This window comes from Spiroplasma syrphidicola EA-1, from assembly GCF_000400955.1.
Classification (GTDB): domain Bacteria; phylum Bacillota_I; class Bacilli_A; order Mycoplasmatales; family Mycoplasmataceae; genus Spiroplasma; species Spiroplasma syrphidicola.
Genome location: NC_021284.1, coordinates 560,460 through 581,243 on the forward strand (window position 1 = coordinate 560,460; position 20,784 = coordinate 581,243).

Below are 20,784 nucleotides of genomic sequence, written 5' to 3' on the forward strand. Positions count from 1 at the left end.
AAAGACTCTTGCAAGTCTTATTTATTTTTATTTCACTTATGTTTATTATTAAATAAACTATGAAGTTTAAAGACCCCAAATAATCTTTTCATAAAATCTGCGAATTTATTTGATCTTCGCTTTGTTGGATAATATTCTGGTCCTGTTGTTGGATCAATTCTTCCTGACCATTCTTTTTCAACTAAAGTGTTTAAAAAAGCGACTTTATTAAATTTTTCAACAACTGGTGTTGTTTTAACAATTGGCTCTTTTTTAACAACAGGTTCTAACTTTTGTTCAACGTTAAAGGTTGGGCGTAGGTCAACTTTAATTTCAACTGGCTTAGTTTTAACTACTTTTGGTTTTACTGGTTTATTAATTGCTGGAGTAACTTTTTTTGGTTTTGCTATTTTTGGTGTTGCTTTGACAACTGGTTGCTCTTGAACAATTGGTTTAGTAACTACTACTTTAACAGTTGGTTTAGAAATTTTTGGTTTTTTGACTAATTGTTTTTCAGGAGTGCTTAGAATTGTGTCATATTTTTTATTAACAAAATTATCTCCTTTTTTATTAGTTTTTGACAAATCATTGCGTAATAAAGCACTATATTGTTCACGTTTTTGATCAACTGAATAGTTAGCCATCAGTTTTTTAACCATATCTCCTTTTAAATTAGCATTATTATGACGAATTAATTTTTCTAACGTAACAGCCGTAATTTTTTTGTCTAATAAGTGAGCTGGTGTTTTTAAATTAGCATCTTGAAAATTTTGCTCTTTAAAGTTGTTTTGTTTTGATGAAGTTGCCATTTTTATACTCCTCTTTTATTTTAAAAAATTTTATATGAAAACATTATAACAATTTTAGAATTAAAATACAAATTTTATATGATTAAGGGGTGAATAACGTTGTTGATGCTGCTAACATCTTCGACAATACCATGTCTTTTCATGTTAAAGCCCGTTTCTCCTCATCTTGTACCATTCCAGCCATTACTAGCGGTGAAATAAGAAATAAGAACAATAATTCAAATATCTTTTGTGTTAAATCTAAACCTAGCATTGCAACGGCAATCAAAACAAATCAGACCGCAAATATTTCAACAATAATACTTCCATCCCGAATATTTTCAGGAGCCATATAATCATTTACGGGTCCACTTCCACCATGGATATTTCCTGCTCAGTATAAGGTCTCCGCTATTTTAACTCCAGTTGTTCCAAAAATTGTATTTAGGATTGAAACAAATCATACAATAATTGTATTTACAAAGAAAAAAACCAAGGGGAATAAAGAAAACAAATACTCCTGCTAACCCGGTAAACCGCAAACAACGCATTAATTTTGGTTTCATTTAATCAGTTTCTTTAAACTGCAAAGTTAAAAATTGTGAAATAAAAATAATAACAAGTAGCCCAACATCCACAATTTCAAATTGTCAAAATGCTGTTGGAATATTTTCTCACGAAAATTGACTATTTGAATTAAATAATAAATCAAATACTATCCCTGATGATAAAAATATTAACACTTTATCAAAAACAGCAACTAACCCTAATGGCCCTCAAATAAAAATATTTCAAACAACCTTTAAAATTCCGTCCTGGACTCAATCAACAAATCCAAATAAATTTAAATTTAAACTATTAATAGCCTCTAACATATATTAACTAGTTGGAGGTTGATAACCCCCACCCCCATTTATTAATTCAGGTAAAATAGTATTTACAAAAATAGGGGCAAAAACGCATAATCCTAATCCAAATATACATCAAGCAATCGCAAAGATTTGAATGTTTCTCTGTTCAGGATCATCAGCAAATTTTTTAATTTTTAAGCCATGTTTAACGATATATAAAACACAAATCGCTCCCGCAATAATTGAAATTGGGGTTAAAATAGCGTTTAGTAAAGTAACAACTAGCTTTGTTGTGCCACTAAAATCGGGCACATCTGCTAAAATATTTAATAAAAATCCCATCATTCTCACTCCATTTCTTCTCTTTTTGTTTCAAATTCTTTATTTTGAATTTCTTTAGCACTTAAATACTTGTTAAACTCAGATTCGTATTCTTTAAAAGCACCTTCATTTCGAAACAATTGTAATCCGTACTCAGGCTTTAAATTTTTTAAATAATCGTCAAATGGCACTCTTAATTCTTCGAAATCATTTTGTTCAATAAGAATTTCATTATTCTTATTTAAAGTTTTAGCTTTTGTTTCTCAATCTAATACTTGCTCTGCACTAAAACCTATTTTCATTAATCTAACACTAATTCCAACAATACCAATTTCATTATTAGCAAAAGCATGTCGTAAACTATAAATTTCATCACGAAACGATTCTTTTCGATAGTTTTGTTGAACTCTTTTTAAATGTTCAATTGTTTCTAAATAGTTTTTATTTTGATTAATATCATAATTAATTTCTTCTTCTTAAATTTCTAATTCACTTTGCGCATATCCATGCTCAACTTGATAATTTAATTCATTCTGAGCATCTTCATAACTAGTAAATGTATAAAGTAATTTATCATAATTTTCATCATGATTACCATTATCATCAAATCCAATAACCTCATGCAATTCAAATATTGTTTTATTTTCTTTGGTTTTTAATTCTGGTTCTTTTTTTAATTCCATATAGTTTTTTAAATTTAATTCACATTCAGCTATTGTTGGTTCAATTCCCAAACCTGGAAGTTCTTGTGTCATATATACATCAAAATCAACCATTATTTTTTCTTTTTCATTGCCAATATTAATTTTTCCATCAGAGTTTAATGTTTTAAGTAATTTTTCTAAATTTATTACTTGCTCAGATGTATATCCGTATTTCATTAGTTCTACACTAAAATCTGGAACATGTATTTTTTTATCAGTCACTTTTTTGCTAAGGAATCAATCATATTCATTAATTTTAAAAATTTTTTACTTTTTAATATTTCAGCATTATATTTTTCTAACATTTTTTTGCTCTCCTATCTATTTCATCTATCTTTTTTTAAGATAATGTTTCTTTTGATTTTTATATTTTTTACCTTTGTGCACTAAAAAATTAAAACGATTCATAACTCAATATGATTTATTGATCTTAAAATTATTATTTAAAATTTTTTTAGCTTTAAAATTTTCATTAATTTGATATCGTGATTTTAAATTATAGTCATATTCAATATAGTTATTTTTAATTTCTTGCTGTGAAAAAGGTTGCGATGATTTAATTGTTCATAATCCTGACATTTATAAACCTTTCATTCAATTTTGTTCTTTACCAAATAAAAAAAACACATGCATACGATAAAAATCGTAGCATGTGTCATTTGGTCATCTACACAAATATTATACTATAAAAACAAATACTTTACTAAACTATTCAGAATTCAACTGATAAATATCTTGATTAGAAGCAGCTAAAATAGACCCATTATTTAATTGTACTATAGATAATTTATTACCACCAAATTGTTTATCAACTATTTTCTTTTTAATTGTTCCATCCATATTCAACTGATATAGAGAATAACCTGTCGCAGCCAAAATCGTACCATCTGACAACTGGATTAACGAACTAACACTACCATCAAATGCTACTCCTCCTGGTTGCTCTACTTTCTTTTTAATTGTTCCATCCATATTCAACTCATAAATATCTCTAGACCCACCAGCCAAAATCGTACCATCTGACAACTGCACTATTGTATGTAACGAAGTATTAGAACTATTACCAACTTTTTGTTTAATTGTTCCATCCATATTCAACTCATAAATAAAACTATTAACTGATGATTCTACAGCTAAAATAGTTCCATTAGCTAATTGAAATAAGGTGTTAACAGAATTATCAAAACTTTGGCCATCAGGTTGCTCTACTTTCTTTTTAATTGTTCCATCCATATTCAACTCATAAATATCTCTAGACCCACCAGCCAAAATCGTACCATCTGACAACTGCACTATTGCATTTAACGAAGTATTAGAAGTATTACCAACTTTTTGTTTAATTGCTCCATCCATATTCAACTCATAAATAGAACCATAAGATGATGATTCTATGGCTAAAATAGTTCCATTTGCTAATTGAAATAATATAGAAACTCATCTTTTAAAACTTTGTCCATCAGGTTGCTCTACTTTCTCTTTTATAGTCCCTATATTTGGATTAAATACACGATAATATATTGTTACTAATGGAGAATCAAGAATATATTCTTTGCTATTTTCGCTTACTTTTATTTCTGCCCTACTGTCTTCAATTGAATTACTAACTATTTCAATTTGGTTAGTATCAATATTCGGATTTTTATTCTTAATTGCATCCATAATAATTTCTGGGTTTTTATTAACAATATCACCTAGGTCAACTTGTGATAAAACTTCTGATAAAAGTTTTTTGCCCGTTGTACTAAAGAAAATTTCTAAATTATCATCTTCGAGATAAATAGTATTATTTTCACTTGGAATAAGTGTTGCTTTATAAACATCAGTAGTATAAGTTGAATTTTCAATTTTAAGTTGAACTTGTTCTTTTTTTAGTAACTTATTTTCTGGCGCGTTTACAATCATATCTATTGTTTTTTCTGGATTTGCTAAATCTACTTCAGCAAAAAAATTTGTTTTTTTAACATGGGTTTGTAATGTAACTGTTTGTGGAGTAAATGAAACATTAACTAATGAACCAACAATATATGTTTTATTTGATGATAAAACAACAATGTCAGCAGTAGTTTCCGTAATATTTTTAACTAATAAATCTTCGACAATCAAATCACTATTTTTATTTTTTGCCATACTTAAAATTGTTTCAGTTCTATTATCATTAATCTTCTGTAAATTTGAATCTACTAAATGATCTGATAAATTAATTTGGCCTAATGCCGGCGGTAAGGAAATTATATTATTATTTTCCCCATGAATAAAATATCATCCTAAAAAACTCCCAACTGAACCTAAGATCAAAATACATATTAGAGTCAAAATTACTATTAATTTTCTTGTTTTAACTACTTGCAATGTCAAATGAGTATTATTGCGTTTAATCACATCAACTTGTGAAATAATTTTAGAAACATTATTTTCGATTTTACTATTAACGTTGGGAAGATTTGACAAAGAATTTACTATAACAAGATTATTATTAGCATCTTCCGCTATTTTATCGATTGTTGCTTGTGATAACTTAATTGTATTATTGATTACTGGTATTTTTGAAGAACCATCGCCATTATAAAGAGAATTTTTTCAAAAAAAAGCATATGAATCATTTTTACAATGAATAAAAGCCAAAGGTTTAACACCATGATCTTGATTAATTAACCGGTTTTTTTCAACTTTACATGAAAAAAATTCAAGATTTTTGATATCTAAATTATTGTTATTTTTTATTTGAATAACAATTTGTTTAAACTTACTTTTACAACGAAAACACATTTTGTTATACAAAAATTCTATTTTATTTTTCATTTAATTCCTCCATAAATAATAAATTTTTTCATATTTTAATAATTATACTATAAAATTATAAAAATTAATTAAAACTTTCATGGTGTAATAATTCTAATATTATATCCAAAATATTTTTTCCAAATTAAGCTTCATTAAACTAATTTCACCAACTTTTCTAACTTTGTATTTATTATTACCTAACTCTAAAAAATAATGGTGGAATGGCAAGAGTTTTTTGAACAAATTTTATATAGAGTAACGATTTTTATATTCAATTGGTGTTAAATAATTTAATTTGCTGTGAATTCGCACATTATTATATCAATTAACAAAGTCAAATAATTCTAATTTAAATTGCTCAACATTTTTACACTTTCTGTTTTTAATTAATTCTGTTTTTAAAATTTTATAAGTTGATTCAGAAACAGCATTATCATAAGGACATCCTGGTTTACTATAAGATTTTGCAACATTGTTTTTAGCTAAAATCTTGTAAATAATATTGTTATTAAATTCACTGCCCTGATCAGTATGAAATATTTTAATTTAGTATGATAAATTTAAAATTAAAAAGCAAGCATTATTTCCTAAACATTTAAATATTTTTTAATTAATTATTTAACATCATAAATTGCTAAAGCCTTTTTTGTTGAATCTTTATAATCAATAATTTTTTCAACTAGGTCATGATTATCTAAAAATTTGTCACAGTAAATTAATTGGGGGTCAAATTTTTTTTGTTGTAATTCAGGATTAAAAATTCGGAAAAATGGCTGAGCATCAAATCCTGTTCCGGCGACTCATTGTCATGAACATTGATTAATAATTGGATCATAATCTATTAACTGTTGAGCAAAATATTGTTCCCCTTTTCGTCAATCAATTTGTAAGTTTTTAACTAAAAAAGAGGCACAAACCATTCGAGCACGATTGTGCATTATACCAGTTGTGTTTAATTGTTTCATCCCAGCATCAACTAAAGCAAAACCTGTTTCCCCTTTTTTTCATTTTTCAAACCAGTCAGAATTATTTGTTCACTTAATTGTCATTTTTTTATTCCAATTGTCACTAAAATTCCATTGTTGATAAAGTTGGGCATTGAATGTTGCTTGATAATAAAAATCTCTCCATGCTAATTGTCGCGCAAAGGGATTATCAAAATTACCAAATTTTTCTATGCTTCAAAGATAACATTGACGAATTGAAACAACCCCAAATTTTAAGGCCGTGCTAATGTTTGCTGTTCCATTTGTTAAATATAACAAATCTCTTTGGTTTTGATAATCTTGATCTAAACTATCAATCGCTTTTTTAACTTGTTCAGGGGTTAATGGTAAATTAAAATCATTTGATGGTAAATTTGTAATATCAAATAATAAATCAGAAGCTTTTACTTTTTCAGCAAAAAATTGGTTTACCGGATATCTTGGAATATCATTATTATTAAAAGTTAATTTTAATTTATTTCAAAATGGGGTAAAAACAGTGTAGTAAGAATTTTGACTAGTTTTTATTGTTTCTGGAGCAACTAGGGAATAATCGTTAAATTCCCGGTAAATAAAGTTATTTAGTTTTGCTAATTCCCGCATTTGTTTACTACGGTTAATGGCAAATGGTGAGTAATCAAGATTAGTATAAATTTTATTAATTTTGTTCCCTTGATCTAGTAATCCTTTAATCGCTGTTGCTTCTGTTTCACTTTGGATAATATTAATGTGGATTTTTTCGTTTAACTGTTTTAAACAATAAACCAAGGCATCAAAACTGCGCGGTGAAAAGTAATTATTATTTTTTGTTTGTACTTTTGTCAAAATAAATAATAAATAGATTTCTTTTTCTTCCTTTGCTAATTGGGCAAGACCAAGATTATCTTCAATTCTAAAATCACGGTGAAAAATAAAAATATTCATTATTAGCAACTACTTTCTTTATTTATATTATATCCTTTAAAATAATATTGATAAAATTTTATTTTTTATTAATTCCAAAGCGATTATTGATTAAAGCAATAAACTCTTCATCATCTAGCTGTTTTTTTGCCTGGTAAGTTTCTTGGGCCCCCTTACCAACCACGTAATGAATTTTATTAGGATTATAATCATTAACAGCTGTAAAAATTGCTTGTGCCACTTCTAATGGTGTTGAATAACTAGATTCTTGTTCTGTCATTCCAGCGTTAAAAGTTTCGCGAACTTTTGCAATAATAGGATTATATTCAGGAAAATTGTTTTGATCTTCTTTAACTGTTGCGGCATTAAAAAAATTAGTTTTAACCCCTCCTGGTTCAATTAATTTAACATTAATATTAAAATCAGCTAGTTCATAACTTAAACCTTCAGTAAAACCTTCAACAGCATATTTTGTCGCATGGTAAATTGAATTTAATGGCATTGTTACTAACCCACCAATTGATGAAACACTAATAATTGTTCCTGCTTGTTGCTTTTTAAAAATGGGAAGAAAAGCTCTTGTAACTTCCATTAACCCAAAGACATTTGTGTTAAAAATTGTTTTAACATCTTGTTCGGAAGTTAATTCAAATGGGGCTAATAAACCATAACCAGCATTATTTAATAAAATATCAATTTTTTCATTTTCTTTGATAATATTATCAACGGCCTGGTTAATACTATTAAGATCACTAACATCCATTTGGTACATTTTAATGTTTTTATTTAGATTTGTCAGATTATCTTTTTCAGGATTACGAGCTGTTGCAATAACATGATAACCTTGTTCGGCAAAATATAGCGCTGTTGCTTTGCCAATCCCTGAAGTTGAACCTGTAATAACTATTGTTTTCATTGTTTCTCTCCTTATTTAAAGTTTTTTCAACTCTTTCATTGCAATTATAGCACATAATAATTTTCAATAAATAAAAGAATACTTTTAATAAAAAGAGTTTAATAAATAAATTTTATCGCTCTATTTTATTTTTAGTATTCTTTTGAAAATTTTAATTTATATTTTTATGTTGTAGTTAAAAATTTCTGATCTCATTTTTTAACAAGTTTTGAAATTTGTACACCAATAGTTTTATTGTAAAAATATCCAATAGTAGTTCAAAACATGAAACCAACTGGTATTAGAATTCCTCCGATAATACTTCTTAAGCTATTTGAACCAGTTCAATATTGTTTTAATCAAACAATTTGCAATTTATGTAATAAGTATGTTACTAATGTTGTTTCAGCTATTGTATCAATAAAATCACATTCAAAGGGTACAGCTGAAAAAATTCCAAATAATGAGACAGAAAATAATGTAATAAAAATTTGATTTACTGAGGCTGCTAATTTTTCAAAATTTGTGGCATTCTTTGTAAAACTAAAATATAGCATCACATAGCATATTGGAACAGCAATTAAATAAGTACCTAATTTAGGTCATTTATATTTGCTATAATCAGTTAAATTATAAATTTTAATGAGTGCCCCTATTTGAAATCAAACAAATAATTTTACAAAAGACATATCAGTAAAATAATTAGCATAGCTCAATCCTGGCATAAAATTTAATCCAAAATTATTATTAAGTCTTGTTAAAGCATTCGTTAAAACAACTGATGTTGAAAAAACAATAAATAAGGTTGTTATCCAATATTTACTATTTTTATTTGTTTGATAAAAATGTGTAATAAAAGGTGCCAACACATAAATAATAATAATTGAGTAATAGTATCAGCTATCATCAAAAGTTTTTTTAATAAAGTCTTGAAATGCTAAATTTGGCGGTAAACTATAATCAACACTCCCTAAACCATGAGTTAATAGCAAGGGTAAACCATATAATAAAATTTGTAAGTATTTACTACGCAAAGTACTACTATTAATTAAAAAAAATCCTGTTATTAGTGCAAAAATTGTATTATTGTTATAGAGAATTGGGTAAGCTGCTGCATATAGTCCAATATTACCGTATCAAAATGAAGGTATACTATGCTGCGCAATTACAAAAATGATAGCAAAAATTTTTAGTAAATTTATATTTGAATATTTTTTCATTCAGTCTTCCTAGTTATTTTTTATTTTTTCACTTTTTAAATTATAACATACTTTATAAGTATAAGCATACATTTAATTAGTAAATAAAAGTTACCAAATGGTAACTTTTATTTACTAATTGCTATTTTTTGCAAGTTTTGATAATATTTTGTTTTGATAATTTTATTATTACTATAGTTGTATAAGAACATTGTCCCAATTAGAATTCCTAAAATGGCAAAAAAAGCGATGATAAATCAAACATAACCAGGAATACCATGGGTTGATTGGTGAACATTTAAAAAGAAATATGGGAATCAACGATTATGCAAAATTCCTTCACTATCAGTTCATGTAAAATGATCCCCTGACATTCGGCGTAATTCACCGCGAATCACTGCATATAAACAATAACCAATTAAAACAATAATGTATTTTCAAAAATATTTTACAAAGAATTGCTTTAAGTTTACTTCAGTTTTGTTTTCCATTAAAAAAATAACATAGATAACAAAAGCAATCGGGTTAATCATATGATCAACAACCGTTGTAATTCATCCTAAAGGAGTTGTTGGTAATGGGTCAATTGGTAGTAATAAAAAATTATAAATAATAAAAGTAATTGTGATATATACTGCCCCGGCTAACGCAACAGGATATGACTGAATTTTTGTCTTATTTTCATAGCGATGACGAATCCCACTAAATAGAAATCAAAAGAGAATTCCTAAATTTGATAAACAGGTAAATGTTGTAAAAAAATCAGTTACATAAACGGTATAATCACTATTATATTTATTAATAATATTGTCTTTATCAAGAATTCCATTTATAAAAGCTCATGCTAAAATTGAAATTCCTAGGATTGCAAAAAATAACTTATAAATTTGTTTTCAAATTAATTTTATTTTTAAAGTCATTTATAACTATTTGCTCCTTATTTTGTTTTTTATTTTAAAAATTGTTGTTGTAATAGTTTTTATGCTACTACAACAACAATTATATCATTGCTATTTTAAGAAACAAATTTATTCTTTGCCCAATTCCCTTTTCTTTTTTTAGGCTGGTATAAGTAAATTATTCATAATGCTGGCACTAATAATAAGATTAGGACCATCGTTGTAATTTGAATGATATTAAAAATTAATCAAGAATTATTTATTGTAACATTGTAAACAATAAAATCAATTAATAAAACAGTCGTTAAAAAATAAACTAAACTAATAAGACTTATTAAAGTAACTTTTTTAGCTTTACTATTAATTAATCCTTTATTTTGTTGTCATTTAATTTGAATAAAAATTGTATTAGTTACACCAAAAGATAAGACAATTAAAATAATAATGGCATCAAGAATTTCATATCAACTTCACATTTAATTCACCAACTTTCCATAATTCATATAATAACTTGGATCAGTTTTATTAAATGAGGCAAATTGATAACCTTGTTTTTTTAACCATTTGATTAAATCGCGTAATCAAAATTCGGCATAATCACGCGTATGAGCAACATAAATAATCCCTGGTTTTAAATGCGTTTCATACTGTTTTAGGATTGTTCTTTTGCCAGTTTTACTTTCTTCATAGTCTGTCCCTAAATAGCCTCTAACTCAAAATGGAATGTTTAATTTCTGTTGGACATAATCTAATCCTTGAAAATGCTGTAAATAAGGCATTCGAATTGGGATGTCTTTATCATTAATTACCTGGCTATTTGCCCGATAAATATTTTTAATTAAATTGTTAGTTCTTTGTAATTCATCAATTAAAAGTTTTTGTTTGAAAAGATATTTTTGATGGCTATAAGAATGATTCCCCAAGGCGTGTCCTTCTTTAATCATTCTATTTAAGATATTTTTAATTGCTGGTTCACGATTGTAACGATCTAAATTAACCCCTGTTTGGAAAAAAGTTGCCTTCACATTTTCCGACTTTAAAATATCCAAAATTTTTTCATCAGCTAAACCTGGTCCATCATCAAATGTCAGCATAACAACCTTTTCTTTCGTATTAATTCGATTAACTTCATAGTTATGTTGGGTAATAAAAGTATTAAAAATAATAACAGTTAGAATCAGGAAAGTTCAAATAATAATATTAATAATAGTTACTTTTTTTTGTAGCATGGTAAAAAAATGATATGCTGTTATTAATTAGAAATTTTAAAAAATAAGTTATTATTTGATTTTGTTGTTAAAGTTATCGTTAATATTTTTATCGGTGCAAAGTTGTAATTTGTTTTCATATTTACTCCTTAGTATTTTTAAATAATATCTCAATCATGGAGAATAAAACTATCGATAATAATTTTACCTTTTGTTATTTTTTGAGATAAATCTATTATAAATAAATATCAATAAAAAAACATATTTTATAATATGTTTTTTTGAAAAATTTTATTAATAAGAAAATGAATGATAAATATCAACCCACCGGAAAAAATAAAGGTAAAAGCTGTATCTGAAATTCAATGAAATCGTAAGACAATCAGAGCAAAATTCATTGATAAAATATGAGCCAATCAGAAAATAAACATCCCCTTAACTTTCCAATTAATTTTTTGATTATTATGATTTTTTAAGACTAAAAGAATAATTGATCCAGAAAAGTATGTGGCATTAATATGGCCACTAGGAAAAGCATATTTTCATGGCATTTTAAAAGCAGGCATTTGGGGATTATTAGCCAACGGAAGAGATGGTTTTCACCATGGATATTGATATTCTCATGGAATATTATCAATATAACCCGCTCCGTTGTTATAACCATATTTAAAATTAGAATTAAGGTAATGCTCTAATAAATCTGGACGGTCTTTCATTAAATCACCAAAAACAGCATTATAATAGTATCATCGATGAGTTGTCATTTTTAAAATAACAATAATGATATAGGTTATAGCTAAAAATGAGATTGCTTTAATTGCTTTTAATCAATGTTGTTCTGATAATAACCGATTTGTTTTAACTAAGCGATAACGAATATAATATAAGCCTAATCCTAGTAATATTGTTTGATAAATAAAAGCTAGAATTATTCCGGTTAATTGATATTTAATACTATCAATTAAAAAATAGTCGATCCCTGGCCCAAAACCAGTGTCCTGATTGGGCACTATAATAATATTAATTAAATTAATGATAATTCAAATGCCAATAATAATAAAATAGTAAGTGTTAACTAATCAATAACGATTTTTAAACTTTGTTTTTCCGGCTTTAATTTTACTTAAAAACCATGTTTCCAACAAAATTGTTAAATAAATAATTAACACAACAAATAATTCGCTATTCCCTAACTGTTCATAAAAACGAGATCAGTATTTTCCAAATTCAGTTGTTAGACCTTGGGCTAATTTATCCGCAATTAAAAAATCAATTCAAAATCATCCGGTGGCAATTAATATCCCAACACTTGCAAGAATTAATATCGCCAATGGAATAATAAAAAAATATCGGTTGGGATTTTTTGGGGTAAAAAAGGTAATATTTTTCTTGGTCATTTACTCACCTTGTTTCTTTCTCCTAATTTATTTTTTTATTATGATTATTTTTTTTAAGTTGTTTAACTAAAATTTCCCACCATGTTAAATGCAATTTTTCGTGGGTCTGATATTGATAAATTGGTTTGAAAAAGTACGTGATCATCAGACCAAGACCAATAATTGGAATTCCTAATATGAAAGAAATTAAAAACTGTCATGGGCGTGCTAATTCTTTTAAGCCAATTGCTCAAGCAATATCTCCAACAATGTAATTTGTGTTAAAATACTGATTAAATAACTCAACAGCTAAAATAATAATAATACCAGTAATAAAACTATGCTGAATTGATTGACGAGAAAAATGGTAATTTGTCACCCCAAATAAATAAAGATATAAAAAGGCAAATAAAGTCATTGTATGACCAAAATAAAAAACATAAAAATCTCACTCTAAAATTGTAGGTTGGCGGCTTGGAAAGATTAATGTTAAAATTGGCCCCATCACTCCTAGTGGGAAAAAACACTCTAAAAAAATGCGGTTTGGATAAATTAACATAATTAAAGCTACTCAAGCCACAATTGTACATGAATATAAGGTAAAATAATTGGCAAAATGTTTTCAACCATCACCATGTAGCATGTATCAAAATTGATCAATTTCAACAATTAAAAGTCATATTGCTAATCCAATTCTTAAATATAGGAATTTTGTTGTTTTAAGATAAAACTGCGGAAAAATTCATAAAGATAAAACTAAAAAAATTGATAAAAATATTGCTAAAATTCATGAAAATATAATCATTTTCTGTGCTCTCCTATTTTTCTGTTATTAATAATTATTTTTACTATTAAAAGTTTTTATAACTTAATACAGTATTTATTATAGCAAATAAATGCTGTATTAAGTTATATTTTGTTGACTTTTATAATCTTAAAAAAAAAAAAAAAAACTGTTTAGACAGTTCTTATTAATCAATAATTATTCAACATTAAGTACAGGTGTAATTACTTTTGTTTCATATTTGCCAACTAAAATTAAGATTCCCCCAATAATTCCTGTTAGAATGATTGATACCACTCCAGCAGCAATATGATTGTTGGCTTTACCATTTAGGACAAAAACTGCTAAAAGGATTGAAGCAATTTGTGCTGCGGCAAAGCAAAATCATAAAATCCCTAAAACCATTGTAACAGTCGAATAGTAAGTGCTAGTAATAAGATGAGCTTGAGCAAAAGCGCTAGCTCCTCGGGTAATAGAAGTAACTATTAAAATTGCAGCAATTACGATTGTAACAATGCATCCGGCTTTACATAAACTATCTGGTGATTTTGTTTTTTCTTGTTTCATTTTGATAATCCTTTCTAATATTTCTAAAGCTTATTATTTTACTTTTTATAGATATAGATATAGATATATCATATCTTATGTTTAACAAAAAACCAAATTAAGATAAAATAAATAAAAAGAACAGTTATAAACTGCTCTCTTTATTTAAATTGATAAATTTTTTCGATTAAATATAAAGATTGAACCAATAAATAAACCTGTTCCAACTACTAACGACATTGTAATAGTAATTGCGATATTAGCATTACCGTTATCAATTCATTTAGGAACAAATAAACTAATAATTGTAAAGTATTCCATTACTTCTAATTGATTAAACATCTTTGTTAAAAATTTAAAAAGATAAAAAGCAATAAAAATCGCTCCCGTAATTAGCATTGGATAAATTCGACGTTCAAATAATGTGGCAATAATAACACAAATGCTGGCAAATAAAACTGTTAAAGCAAACATTGATAAATTAACTAAAGCAAATTTACCAATTGGTTTATAACCTAAATTTGAACTGGCAATAATAATAGCCCCTATTACAAAGAAAACTAAATATTGCACTAAGATTGTTAAAACAAAGCCAATAATTTTGTTAAACATAATTTTATTACGTGAATGTTGTGATACTAGTAAGACAGCTCATGAACCATCTTCGACATCACCGGCAATAATTTTACTAGCAACAAGAATACAATACATAAAACTAATAATTACGCCAAACATTGAATAATACATTGAAGAAACAGTTTGAATTAATGATCCTGGCCCAGTTACCGGTAAATGCGGTTGTTGAGTTGTTTGGACTAAGTAGACAATTAAAAATAATAGACCAATACTTGTAAAACCTACAAAAGGAATTAAAGCATCTTTGAAAGTTTTTGATAATATTCCACGATTAAAATACATTTAATAATTCCCCCATTTCATCTTGACCATAACATTCTCAAAATTTTTCTTCCACTGTTTTTTGTTCTTCATGAATGGCGGCTAACGTTGAGGTATGAACTAAACGTCCTTTTTTTAAAATTGTTAAACGATCACATAATACTTCCACTTCGCGCATAATGTGCGAACATAATAAAATAGTTTTTCCAGCTGCTTTTTCTTTTTTTACTAATTTAACAAAATTATTTTGCATCACAGGGTCAAGACCACTTGTTGGTTCATCTAAAACATAGATAGAAAAATCGCCCATAAAGGCTGTAATGATAGCTAATTTTTGTTTCATCCCTTTTGACATTTTTTTGATTTTTCCACTAGTATCTAAATCAAAATATTTGATTAATGCTTCCATTTTTGTTAAATCTTTAATTCCTCTTAATTGGGCATAAAATTTTAAATATCCTTTTATTGACATGTTATTTGGAATAATTTGTTCTCCTGCAATAAAACCAATTTCGCGATTAATCAAATGGGATTTGGTTGTTGGGTCTAAATTATTAATTGAAATATCCCCACAATCTTCTTTTAAAAATCCTAATAAAATTCGCATAATGGTTGTTTTTCCTGATCCTGATGGACCTAAAAAACCAAAGATTTCTCCCTTATTAATTGTAAAGGAAATATCAAAAACCCCTTTTTGGGCATTATATCGTTTTGTAACGTTATTAAATTTTATAATTTCCATTTTCTTTTTTCTCCTTTAATAATTTTTAATGTTGTAAGTTGTTAAAAATTATCAAGGACAGACTCTCGCTACTTTAGTAATAATTAAAAGCTCTTTTTGATCAAAGTTAAATTCTAATACTCGGGGTTCATATAAATGATGTTGCGCTGTAATAAGTGTTTGATGATATTCTATTAACTGGATGAAAAAATCTTCAAAATTATCTTCTGAATATTTTGAAATAAGGTTATTAAATAAGTACTGTAATAAAATATCATTTTTTAGATAGTAATAACTAACAATAGAAAACGCAATACATAAGGCTATAAAAATACCAAAAAAGAACAAATTACTAGCTTGCAATAAGTAAATAATTAATGAAAAAACATTATAAAGAAAATAAAAATAAATATAAGTATAGATAAACCATGTCATTGAAATCACTGCAATAATCGTCAAAATACTTAATAAGATAATTATTTTACGATAATTTTTTTTATTAATTTGACTTAAAAAAATGATAATAACAAATAGTAAAATTAAAACTTTAATTAGTGATTCAATAAATGTTAAGTTTAGCTTAAGTGTGCAGATAAATATTAAAGAAAAGATTGCAATTAAAAATGTAATGCTTAAGTTATTGATTTTTTTAAAATTCATTTCTACACCTCATTATTTTCATTATCTTATCGCATATTTTAATTTAAAGCAAATATGTTATTTTAGATCCTTAGTTTCATTTTCAAGTTCCGCTAGTTTTTTCTTCGCTCTTTTTAAACCTGTTCTATTAATTCAATAACCAAATCATGGTGTTAATAAATATAAGAGACCATATAAATAAATTAAAAAAGCAAAAACAAAAATGGTATAAGCGACTGTTATTTCTTTGCGTAATAACCCCCGATCAATCTCACTTTGTTTAATTCCGGTCCTAATTGCATAAATTGTTGTCCCAATAACCGGAATATTTTCTCATCAAAAAGGTTTTAAGTTTTTTTCAAATTTAATAATATCATCCTTGGTAACTAAGATTTTATACTCTTGAAAAGACATTTTTGCTTCATTTTGTAAATTGTTTGCTGGTTTTTCCATTTTTTCTCCTAAAATACTATTTCATAAACTTTTTCTATTATATCATTTTAATCTTTATTGCTATTTGTTAAATAAAATATTTTAAAAATTTATTTTTAACAACTTTATTATCATGGCGATAATAAACATGATAAATACTAAAAATAATTAATCCCATGTCAACAAATAAAATAACTGTTGTTCCAGTGATTGTCGCAATTAAAGCTCATACTTTAATAATTGCTGCTAATTGTGATGCATTAGGAAAAATAGTAATAATTCATGTACTTAGTTTGACCATTGCTACCATCCCAATTGCTAATGGGAAAGTATAACAAGCAAATAATGGCATAAATTTTTTCTGAAAGGTTTTAAACATTGAAATATAAACACAAATTGTAAAAAAGATTGCTAGTGGGGCAAGACCAAAAATAACTAAATTATATTGGCTAGCAATTTGGGTATAACTAAAAGTTGAAAGATAACCTGCTAATAAAAGGTTTGGGGGTGCTGCCATAATCCCATAAGCTGGTAAATTATTATGCTCAAGATGAGTTGTAAAACTATATTTATAAATCATTAATGGTAACATAACAACATAGTATCCTAAGCCTAGGTATCAACAAAATTGTGATAATTGATGGATGCCTTGGCTAAATTCTAAACTAATATTGGCCCCAACCCCTTTTGACATTACACAAGCCACAACAATTCCAATTGGGGGAACAAATCATGATGCTAAATAATTTTTTCACGAAAAATGAATCACATGATAAATTGTAAAACAAATAATATAAATTAGATGGAGAGAAATACAACTTAATCAAATAATTAATTGAACCATCGGCAAATTAACTTGACCATAAAAACCACTAATTACAAAACATGTCATTAAAATAGTGGGAATAAAATTACTTAATGTTGGATGTTTAAAATCGTAAATAAAATCTTTAGGGGCAAAAAAGTACTTAAATAACATTAAAATGACAACTAACATTGCAAAACTAATTGTGATGTATTTTAATCAACTAAGTCCAAATGAAAAAACAAGATCAGTTTCATTAAACATTCCTCAGGCATTTCCCATTGTGGCTGTTCCTAAAGCAGCTCCAGATAATGCTAATGGTCGTTTGGAAGTATTACGATAAAATCGGGTAAAAAATTCTTGCATAGTAGTATTCTTATTTTCCTTTATTTTTAATCTAATGGTATTATTTTAACACATTAACTATAATTGTTTTCTTTTTAAAATAATTTTTGCTGTGACCAGCTGGATTCAAGTGGAATGATAAAATTGATCATTTTTTAAATCATAAATTGGTTTGAAAAAATAAATTGGTAAATATGATAAAAAGATTAAAACTGGTCCTATTACCCCAATCGTTAGTAAAAATAAGAATGGTCGGGTCAATTTTATTCCTAAAGCTCCTTCTATGTCACCAAGGATATAATTAGTATTAAAGTATTGATTAAATAATTCAACAGCAATAATAGTAATTAAACCACTAATAATACTCTTTAAAATAGTGTCTTTTGAAAAATGATAATCTGTAAATCCATATCAATAAAGATAAAAAAAGCCAAATAAGATTGCTGTGTGCCCAAAATAAAAACGATAAAATGATAATTCAGTCACAAGTGGGTAATTATTTGGGACAATTAATGTTAATACTGGGCCAAAAATTGCGTATGGGAAAAAGCATTGTAACATTAATTTATTAGGTCAAACCATTAAAATTATAGTTATTCAACCAGATAAAGTACATAATTCTAAATAAAATCAACCTGGAGTTTGAAAATTATTATTTAAAACATGTTGATAGCAAACTTGAATTTGTACATAACTCATTCAAAGAAATATTATAATTCTAACAATATTACGAACATTTTTTTTGGCATAAAAGTTAGGAAAAGCATGTAAACTCATTAGAAGGAGAATCGAAATTATAATTGCTAAGATTTGTGAAAAAATTGTCATTTAATTCTCCTTTTATAATAATACAATTAAAATTCTAACAAAAAAAAAAAAAAAAAGCAAAATAGTTTTTACTTTTTAATTTGTTCTTAAAATTGTTCCCTTCTGAAAAGTTTTAAGATTATAATATGGATTAATTCAACTAATTTGTCCTTGCCCCATTTTATTATAATTATTACTTGCATTACGCAAACTTTTTACTTTTTCAATTGTTTGGGCCATTATATTAACTTTTTTATCATTTTTGGTTGTTTGATTAACTTTTCTATTATTTTTTTTAATACTTATTCGTTCTTTAACAAGTACTTGTAAATTTTGTTTATCCTTAATTATGTTTAACAATAAACTTTTTTGTTCAAAAGTAATATCAGTTCTGGTTTTTAAAATTCTTGAAATTGCTACAAAGTTTAATTTTAAGTTTAATAAAAACTTTAATAAAGTTTGTATTTTAGTATCAAGTTTTAAAGTTGACATTTATCGTTTCCTTTCTTGTTAGTTCAAAGTAACCAACAACCCTTTTTAGTTCCACTATAACTATAACATAAAAAAATAACTCTTTCATTAAAAGAGTTATTTTTTTTCTTTGTGTAATGTATGTGCATTACATTTTGAACAATGTTTTTTAACTTCAAGTTTTTCTTGTTGTTTTTTCTTATCACGCTTTGCAATGTAGTTTTCTTCTTTACAATTATCGCAACGTAAAATTACTCCTTCACGCATTTTAACACCCTCTCTGCTTATTTCTTTTAGAATATTTCCAACAGATATATCATAACAAAAATATTATGATTAATCTAATCTTTTTGATATTTTTTTACAAAATATTATAATGTAATTTTAGCTGGAATGTCTTTTCGAAAAATAAAGTAGTATAAAAATGGTAAAAAGATTCCCCCACTTAAGAAATTTCCAAATAGAGTTGGTAATTGTATTGTATAGCCAAACTTTAAGAAGTTTTGTCAACTACCAGCACTATTACCATAAATACCTAAAAATGGTTGAATTGCTCATAAATAACAATTAGCAACAACGTGCGAAAATCCTGAAATTGCAAATGCCATAATGATAATAACAACTAGAAAGAATTTTCCTGCAGTATTTTTAGTTGAATGAGCAGCGTATACTGATCCGGCGACTAAAAAATTACATAAAATTGCACTAGCAAAATTTTCATATCAAGTATGGTCCAGTTTTGATTCAATCATTCCAACTGTGTTATTTAAAAAATCAGCACTTTTTAAAAATCCAGCAAAATAAGTAATAATTGCCAAGATTGCACATCCCAAAATATTTCCTAATAAAACAAATGTTAAGTTTAATACAAAGCGATGAACTGAAACTTGACGTTTTACAACGGCTAAACAAATCATTGAATTGGAAGTAAATAATTCACCACCAAGAAAAATAATCATAACAATTGCAACGGTAAAAGTAATTCCAAACACAAAGCTTTTCAATCCGACTGGTAAGTTACTTCAATCACCTCTTGTTGCCATAATTGAGGCAATGTAACCAAAGCCAATAAATAATCCAGCAGCTAATCCCATTAAAAATGTTTTAAAAAATGAATTTTTTGCTTTCTTTAAAGTATATTTATATATTTCAGTAAAAGTCTGTTCATTTGTAAAATGATCAGATTCAATCACTAATTTATTTGAGGGCTGTTCCCCTTTCGTTTCTTGTGTATTACTCATATTTATATATTTTCCCTTTCATAATTTAATATTTAATTGCTTTACACAACTATATTCTACACCTATTTTAAAAAATATATATAATTTAATAAAATTTTAGAAAAAACTTGTCTTTTTAAAATAATTATTATTTATCAATACTTATTAAAAAATGATAGAATTTGATTATAGTTTACTGAAAGACTTAAAATTATTAGATACTATCA

Annotated in this window: 27 protein-coding genes; all 27 read right to left on the reverse strand. The window is 26.4% G+C overall.

Features of this window, described 5'->3' with window-relative positions; all coding sequences use genetic code 4:
• Positions 1–17: 17 nt before the first annotated feature.
• Positions 18–788, reverse strand: a complete 771-nt coding sequence (locus tag SSYRP_RS02645) for a hypothetical protein (protein ID WP_016340761.1) — start codon at positions 786–788, stop codon at positions 18–20.
• Between the two features lie 82 nt (positions 789–870).
• Positions 871–1,281 (reverse strand): Mbov_0396 family ICE element transmembrane protein, encoded by a 411-nt coding sequence (locus tag SSYRP_RS05285; protein WP_016340762.1) that lies wholly within the window; start codon positions 1,279–1,281, stop codon positions 871–873.
• Between the two features lie 52 nt (positions 1,282–1,333).
• Positions 1,334–1,642: an Mbov_0396 family ICE element transmembrane protein gene (locus tag SSYRP_RS05290; RefSeq protein ID WP_016340763.1), complete on the reverse strand. Its 309-nt coding sequence runs from the start codon at positions 1,640–1,642 to the stop codon at positions 1,334–1,336.
• Positions 1,643–1,645: 3 nt separating this feature from the next.
• Positions 1,646–1,960: an Mbov_0395 family pilin-like conjugal transfer protein gene (locus tag SSYRP_RS02655; RefSeq protein WP_016340764.1), complete on the reverse strand. Its 315-nt coding sequence runs from the start codon at positions 1,958–1,960 to the stop codon at positions 1,646–1,648.
• Positions 1,945–2,241 (reverse strand): hypothetical protein, encoded by a 297-nt coding sequence (locus SSYRP_RS05295; RefSeq protein WP_016340765.1) that lies wholly within the window; start codon positions 2,239–2,241, stop codon positions 1,945–1,947. The genes SSYRP_RS02655 and SSYRP_RS05295 overlap by 16 nt, the downstream gene beginning before the upstream one ends.
• Positions 2,242–2,415: 174 nt before the next feature.
• On the reverse strand, positions 2,416–2,820 hold the full coding sequence (locus tag SSYRP_RS05300) for a hypothetical protein (protein WP_236608034.1): 405 nt from the start codon (positions 2,818–2,820) through the stop codon (positions 2,416–2,418).
• Positions 2,821–2,973: 153 nt separating this feature from the next.
• A complete protein-coding gene (locus tag SSYRP_RS02665; protein ID WP_016340768.1) occupies positions 2,974–3,222 on the reverse strand; it encodes a hypothetical protein in 249 nt (82 codons plus the stop codon).
• 129 nt (positions 3,223–3,351) lie between these two features.
• Positions 3,352–5,442 (reverse strand): TolB-like translocation protein, encoded by a 2,091-nt coding sequence (locus SSYRP_RS02670; protein WP_016340769.1) that lies wholly within the window; start codon positions 5,440–5,442, stop codon positions 3,352–3,354.
• A 228-nt stretch (positions 5,443–5,670) separates the two neighbouring features.
• On the reverse strand, positions 5,671–5,970 hold the full coding sequence (locus tag SSYRP_RS05370; RefSeq protein WP_083939350.1) for an IS3 family transposase: 300 nt from the start codon (positions 5,968–5,970) through the stop codon (positions 5,671–5,673).
• Positions 5,971–6,038: 68 nt separating this feature from the next.
• A complete protein-coding gene (locus SSYRP_RS02675) occupies positions 6,039–7,334 on the reverse strand; it encodes a cryptochrome/photolyase family protein (RefSeq protein WP_016340770.1) in 1,296 nt (431 codons plus the stop codon).
• Positions 7,335–7,392: 58 nt separating this feature from the next.
• Positions 7,393–8,229, reverse strand: coding sequence for an SDR family oxidoreductase (locus tag SSYRP_RS02680; RefSeq protein WP_016340771.1), 837 nt, complete (start codon positions 8,227–8,229; stop codon positions 7,393–7,395).
• 164 nt (positions 8,230–8,393) lie between these two features.
• Positions 8,394–9,428 carry an acyltransferase family protein gene (locus SSYRP_RS02685; RefSeq protein WP_016340772.1) on the reverse strand — a complete coding sequence of 345 codons (1,035 nt, stop codon included), beginning with the start codon at positions 9,426–9,428 and terminating at the stop codon, positions 8,394–8,396.
• A gap of 107 nt (positions 9,429–9,535) precedes the next feature.
• The gene (locus SSYRP_RS02690) at positions 9,536–10,327 is read right to left on the reverse strand and encodes a Pr6Pr family membrane protein (protein WP_016340773.1); all 792 of its coding nucleotides are present in this window, start codon (positions 10,325–10,327) and stop codon (positions 9,536–9,538) included.
• 95 nt (positions 10,328–10,422) lie between these two features.
• Positions 10,423–10,782: a hypothetical protein gene (locus SSYRP_RS02695; RefSeq protein ID WP_016340774.1), complete on the reverse strand. Its 360-nt coding sequence runs from the start codon at positions 10,780–10,782 to the stop codon at positions 10,423–10,425.
• Positions 10,783–11,535 (reverse strand): polysaccharide deacetylase family protein, encoded by a 753-nt coding sequence (locus SSYRP_RS02700; protein ID WP_016340775.1) that lies wholly within the window; start codon positions 11,533–11,535, stop codon positions 10,783–10,785.
• Positions 11,536–11,780: 245 nt separating this feature from the next.
• Positions 11,781–12,911, reverse strand: a complete 1,131-nt coding sequence (locus SSYRP_RS02705) for a phosphatase PAP2 family protein (protein ID WP_016340776.1) — start codon at positions 12,909–12,911, stop codon at positions 11,781–11,783.
• A 22-nt stretch (positions 12,912–12,933) separates the two neighbouring features.
• A complete protein-coding gene (locus tag SSYRP_RS02710; protein ID WP_016340777.1) occupies positions 12,934–13,695 on the reverse strand; it encodes a TMEM164 family acyltransferase in 762 nt (253 codons plus the stop codon).
• Positions 13,696–13,872: 177 nt separating this feature from the next.
• Complete coding sequence (locus tag SSYRP_RS02715; RefSeq protein WP_016340778.1) at positions 13,873–14,241, reverse strand: hypothetical protein; 369 nt, start codon at positions 14,239–14,241, stop codon at positions 13,873–13,875.
• A gap of 144 nt (positions 14,242–14,385) precedes the next feature.
• A complete protein-coding gene (locus tag SSYRP_RS02720; RefSeq protein WP_016340779.1) occupies positions 14,386–15,138 on the reverse strand; it encodes an ABC transporter permease in 753 nt (250 codons plus the stop codon).
• Positions 15,128–15,859: an ABC transporter ATP-binding protein gene (locus SSYRP_RS02725; RefSeq protein WP_016340780.1), complete on the reverse strand. Its 732-nt coding sequence runs from the start codon at positions 15,857–15,859 to the stop codon at positions 15,128–15,130. Before SSYRP_RS02725 ends, SSYRP_RS02720 begins: the two co-directional genes overlap by 11 nt.
• A gap of 48 nt (positions 15,860–15,907) precedes the next feature.
• Positions 15,908–16,498: a hypothetical protein gene (locus SSYRP_RS02730; RefSeq protein ID WP_016340781.1), complete on the reverse strand. Its 591-nt coding sequence runs from the start codon at positions 16,496–16,498 to the stop codon at positions 15,908–15,910.
• Between the two features lie 57 nt (positions 16,499–16,555).
• The gene (locus SSYRP_RS02735) at positions 16,556–16,930 is read right to left on the reverse strand and encodes a hypothetical protein (protein ID WP_016340782.1); all 375 of its coding nucleotides are present in this window, start codon (positions 16,928–16,930) and stop codon (positions 16,556–16,558) included.
• A 67-nt stretch (positions 16,931–16,997) separates the two neighbouring features.
• The gene (locus SSYRP_RS02740) at positions 16,998–18,080 is read right to left on the reverse strand and encodes a TDT family transporter (protein WP_016340783.1); all 1,083 of its coding nucleotides are present in this window, start codon (positions 18,078–18,080) and stop codon (positions 16,998–17,000) included.
• Positions 18,081–18,137: 57 nt separating this feature from the next.
• Complete coding sequence (locus SSYRP_RS02745) at positions 18,138–18,887, reverse strand: TMEM164 family acyltransferase (protein ID WP_016340784.1); 750 nt, start codon at positions 18,885–18,887, stop codon at positions 18,138–18,140.
• Between the two features lie 75 nt (positions 18,888–18,962).
• Positions 18,963–19,358, reverse strand: coding sequence for a hypothetical protein (locus SSYRP_RS02750; protein ID WP_016340785.1), 396 nt, complete (start codon positions 19,356–19,358; stop codon positions 18,963–18,965).
• Between the two features lie 96 nt (positions 19,359–19,454).
• Positions 19,455–19,604, reverse strand: coding sequence for a 50S ribosomal protein L33 (gene rpmG, locus SSYRP_RS02755; protein WP_016340786.1), 150 nt, complete (start codon positions 19,602–19,604; stop codon positions 19,455–19,457).
• 104 nt (positions 19,605–19,708) lie between these two features.
• Entirely contained in the window at positions 19,709–20,578 is an 870-nt protein-coding gene (locus SSYRP_RS02760) for a formate/nitrite transporter family protein (RefSeq protein WP_016340787.1), read from the reverse strand.
• Positions 20,579–20,784 lie beyond the last annotated feature (206 nt).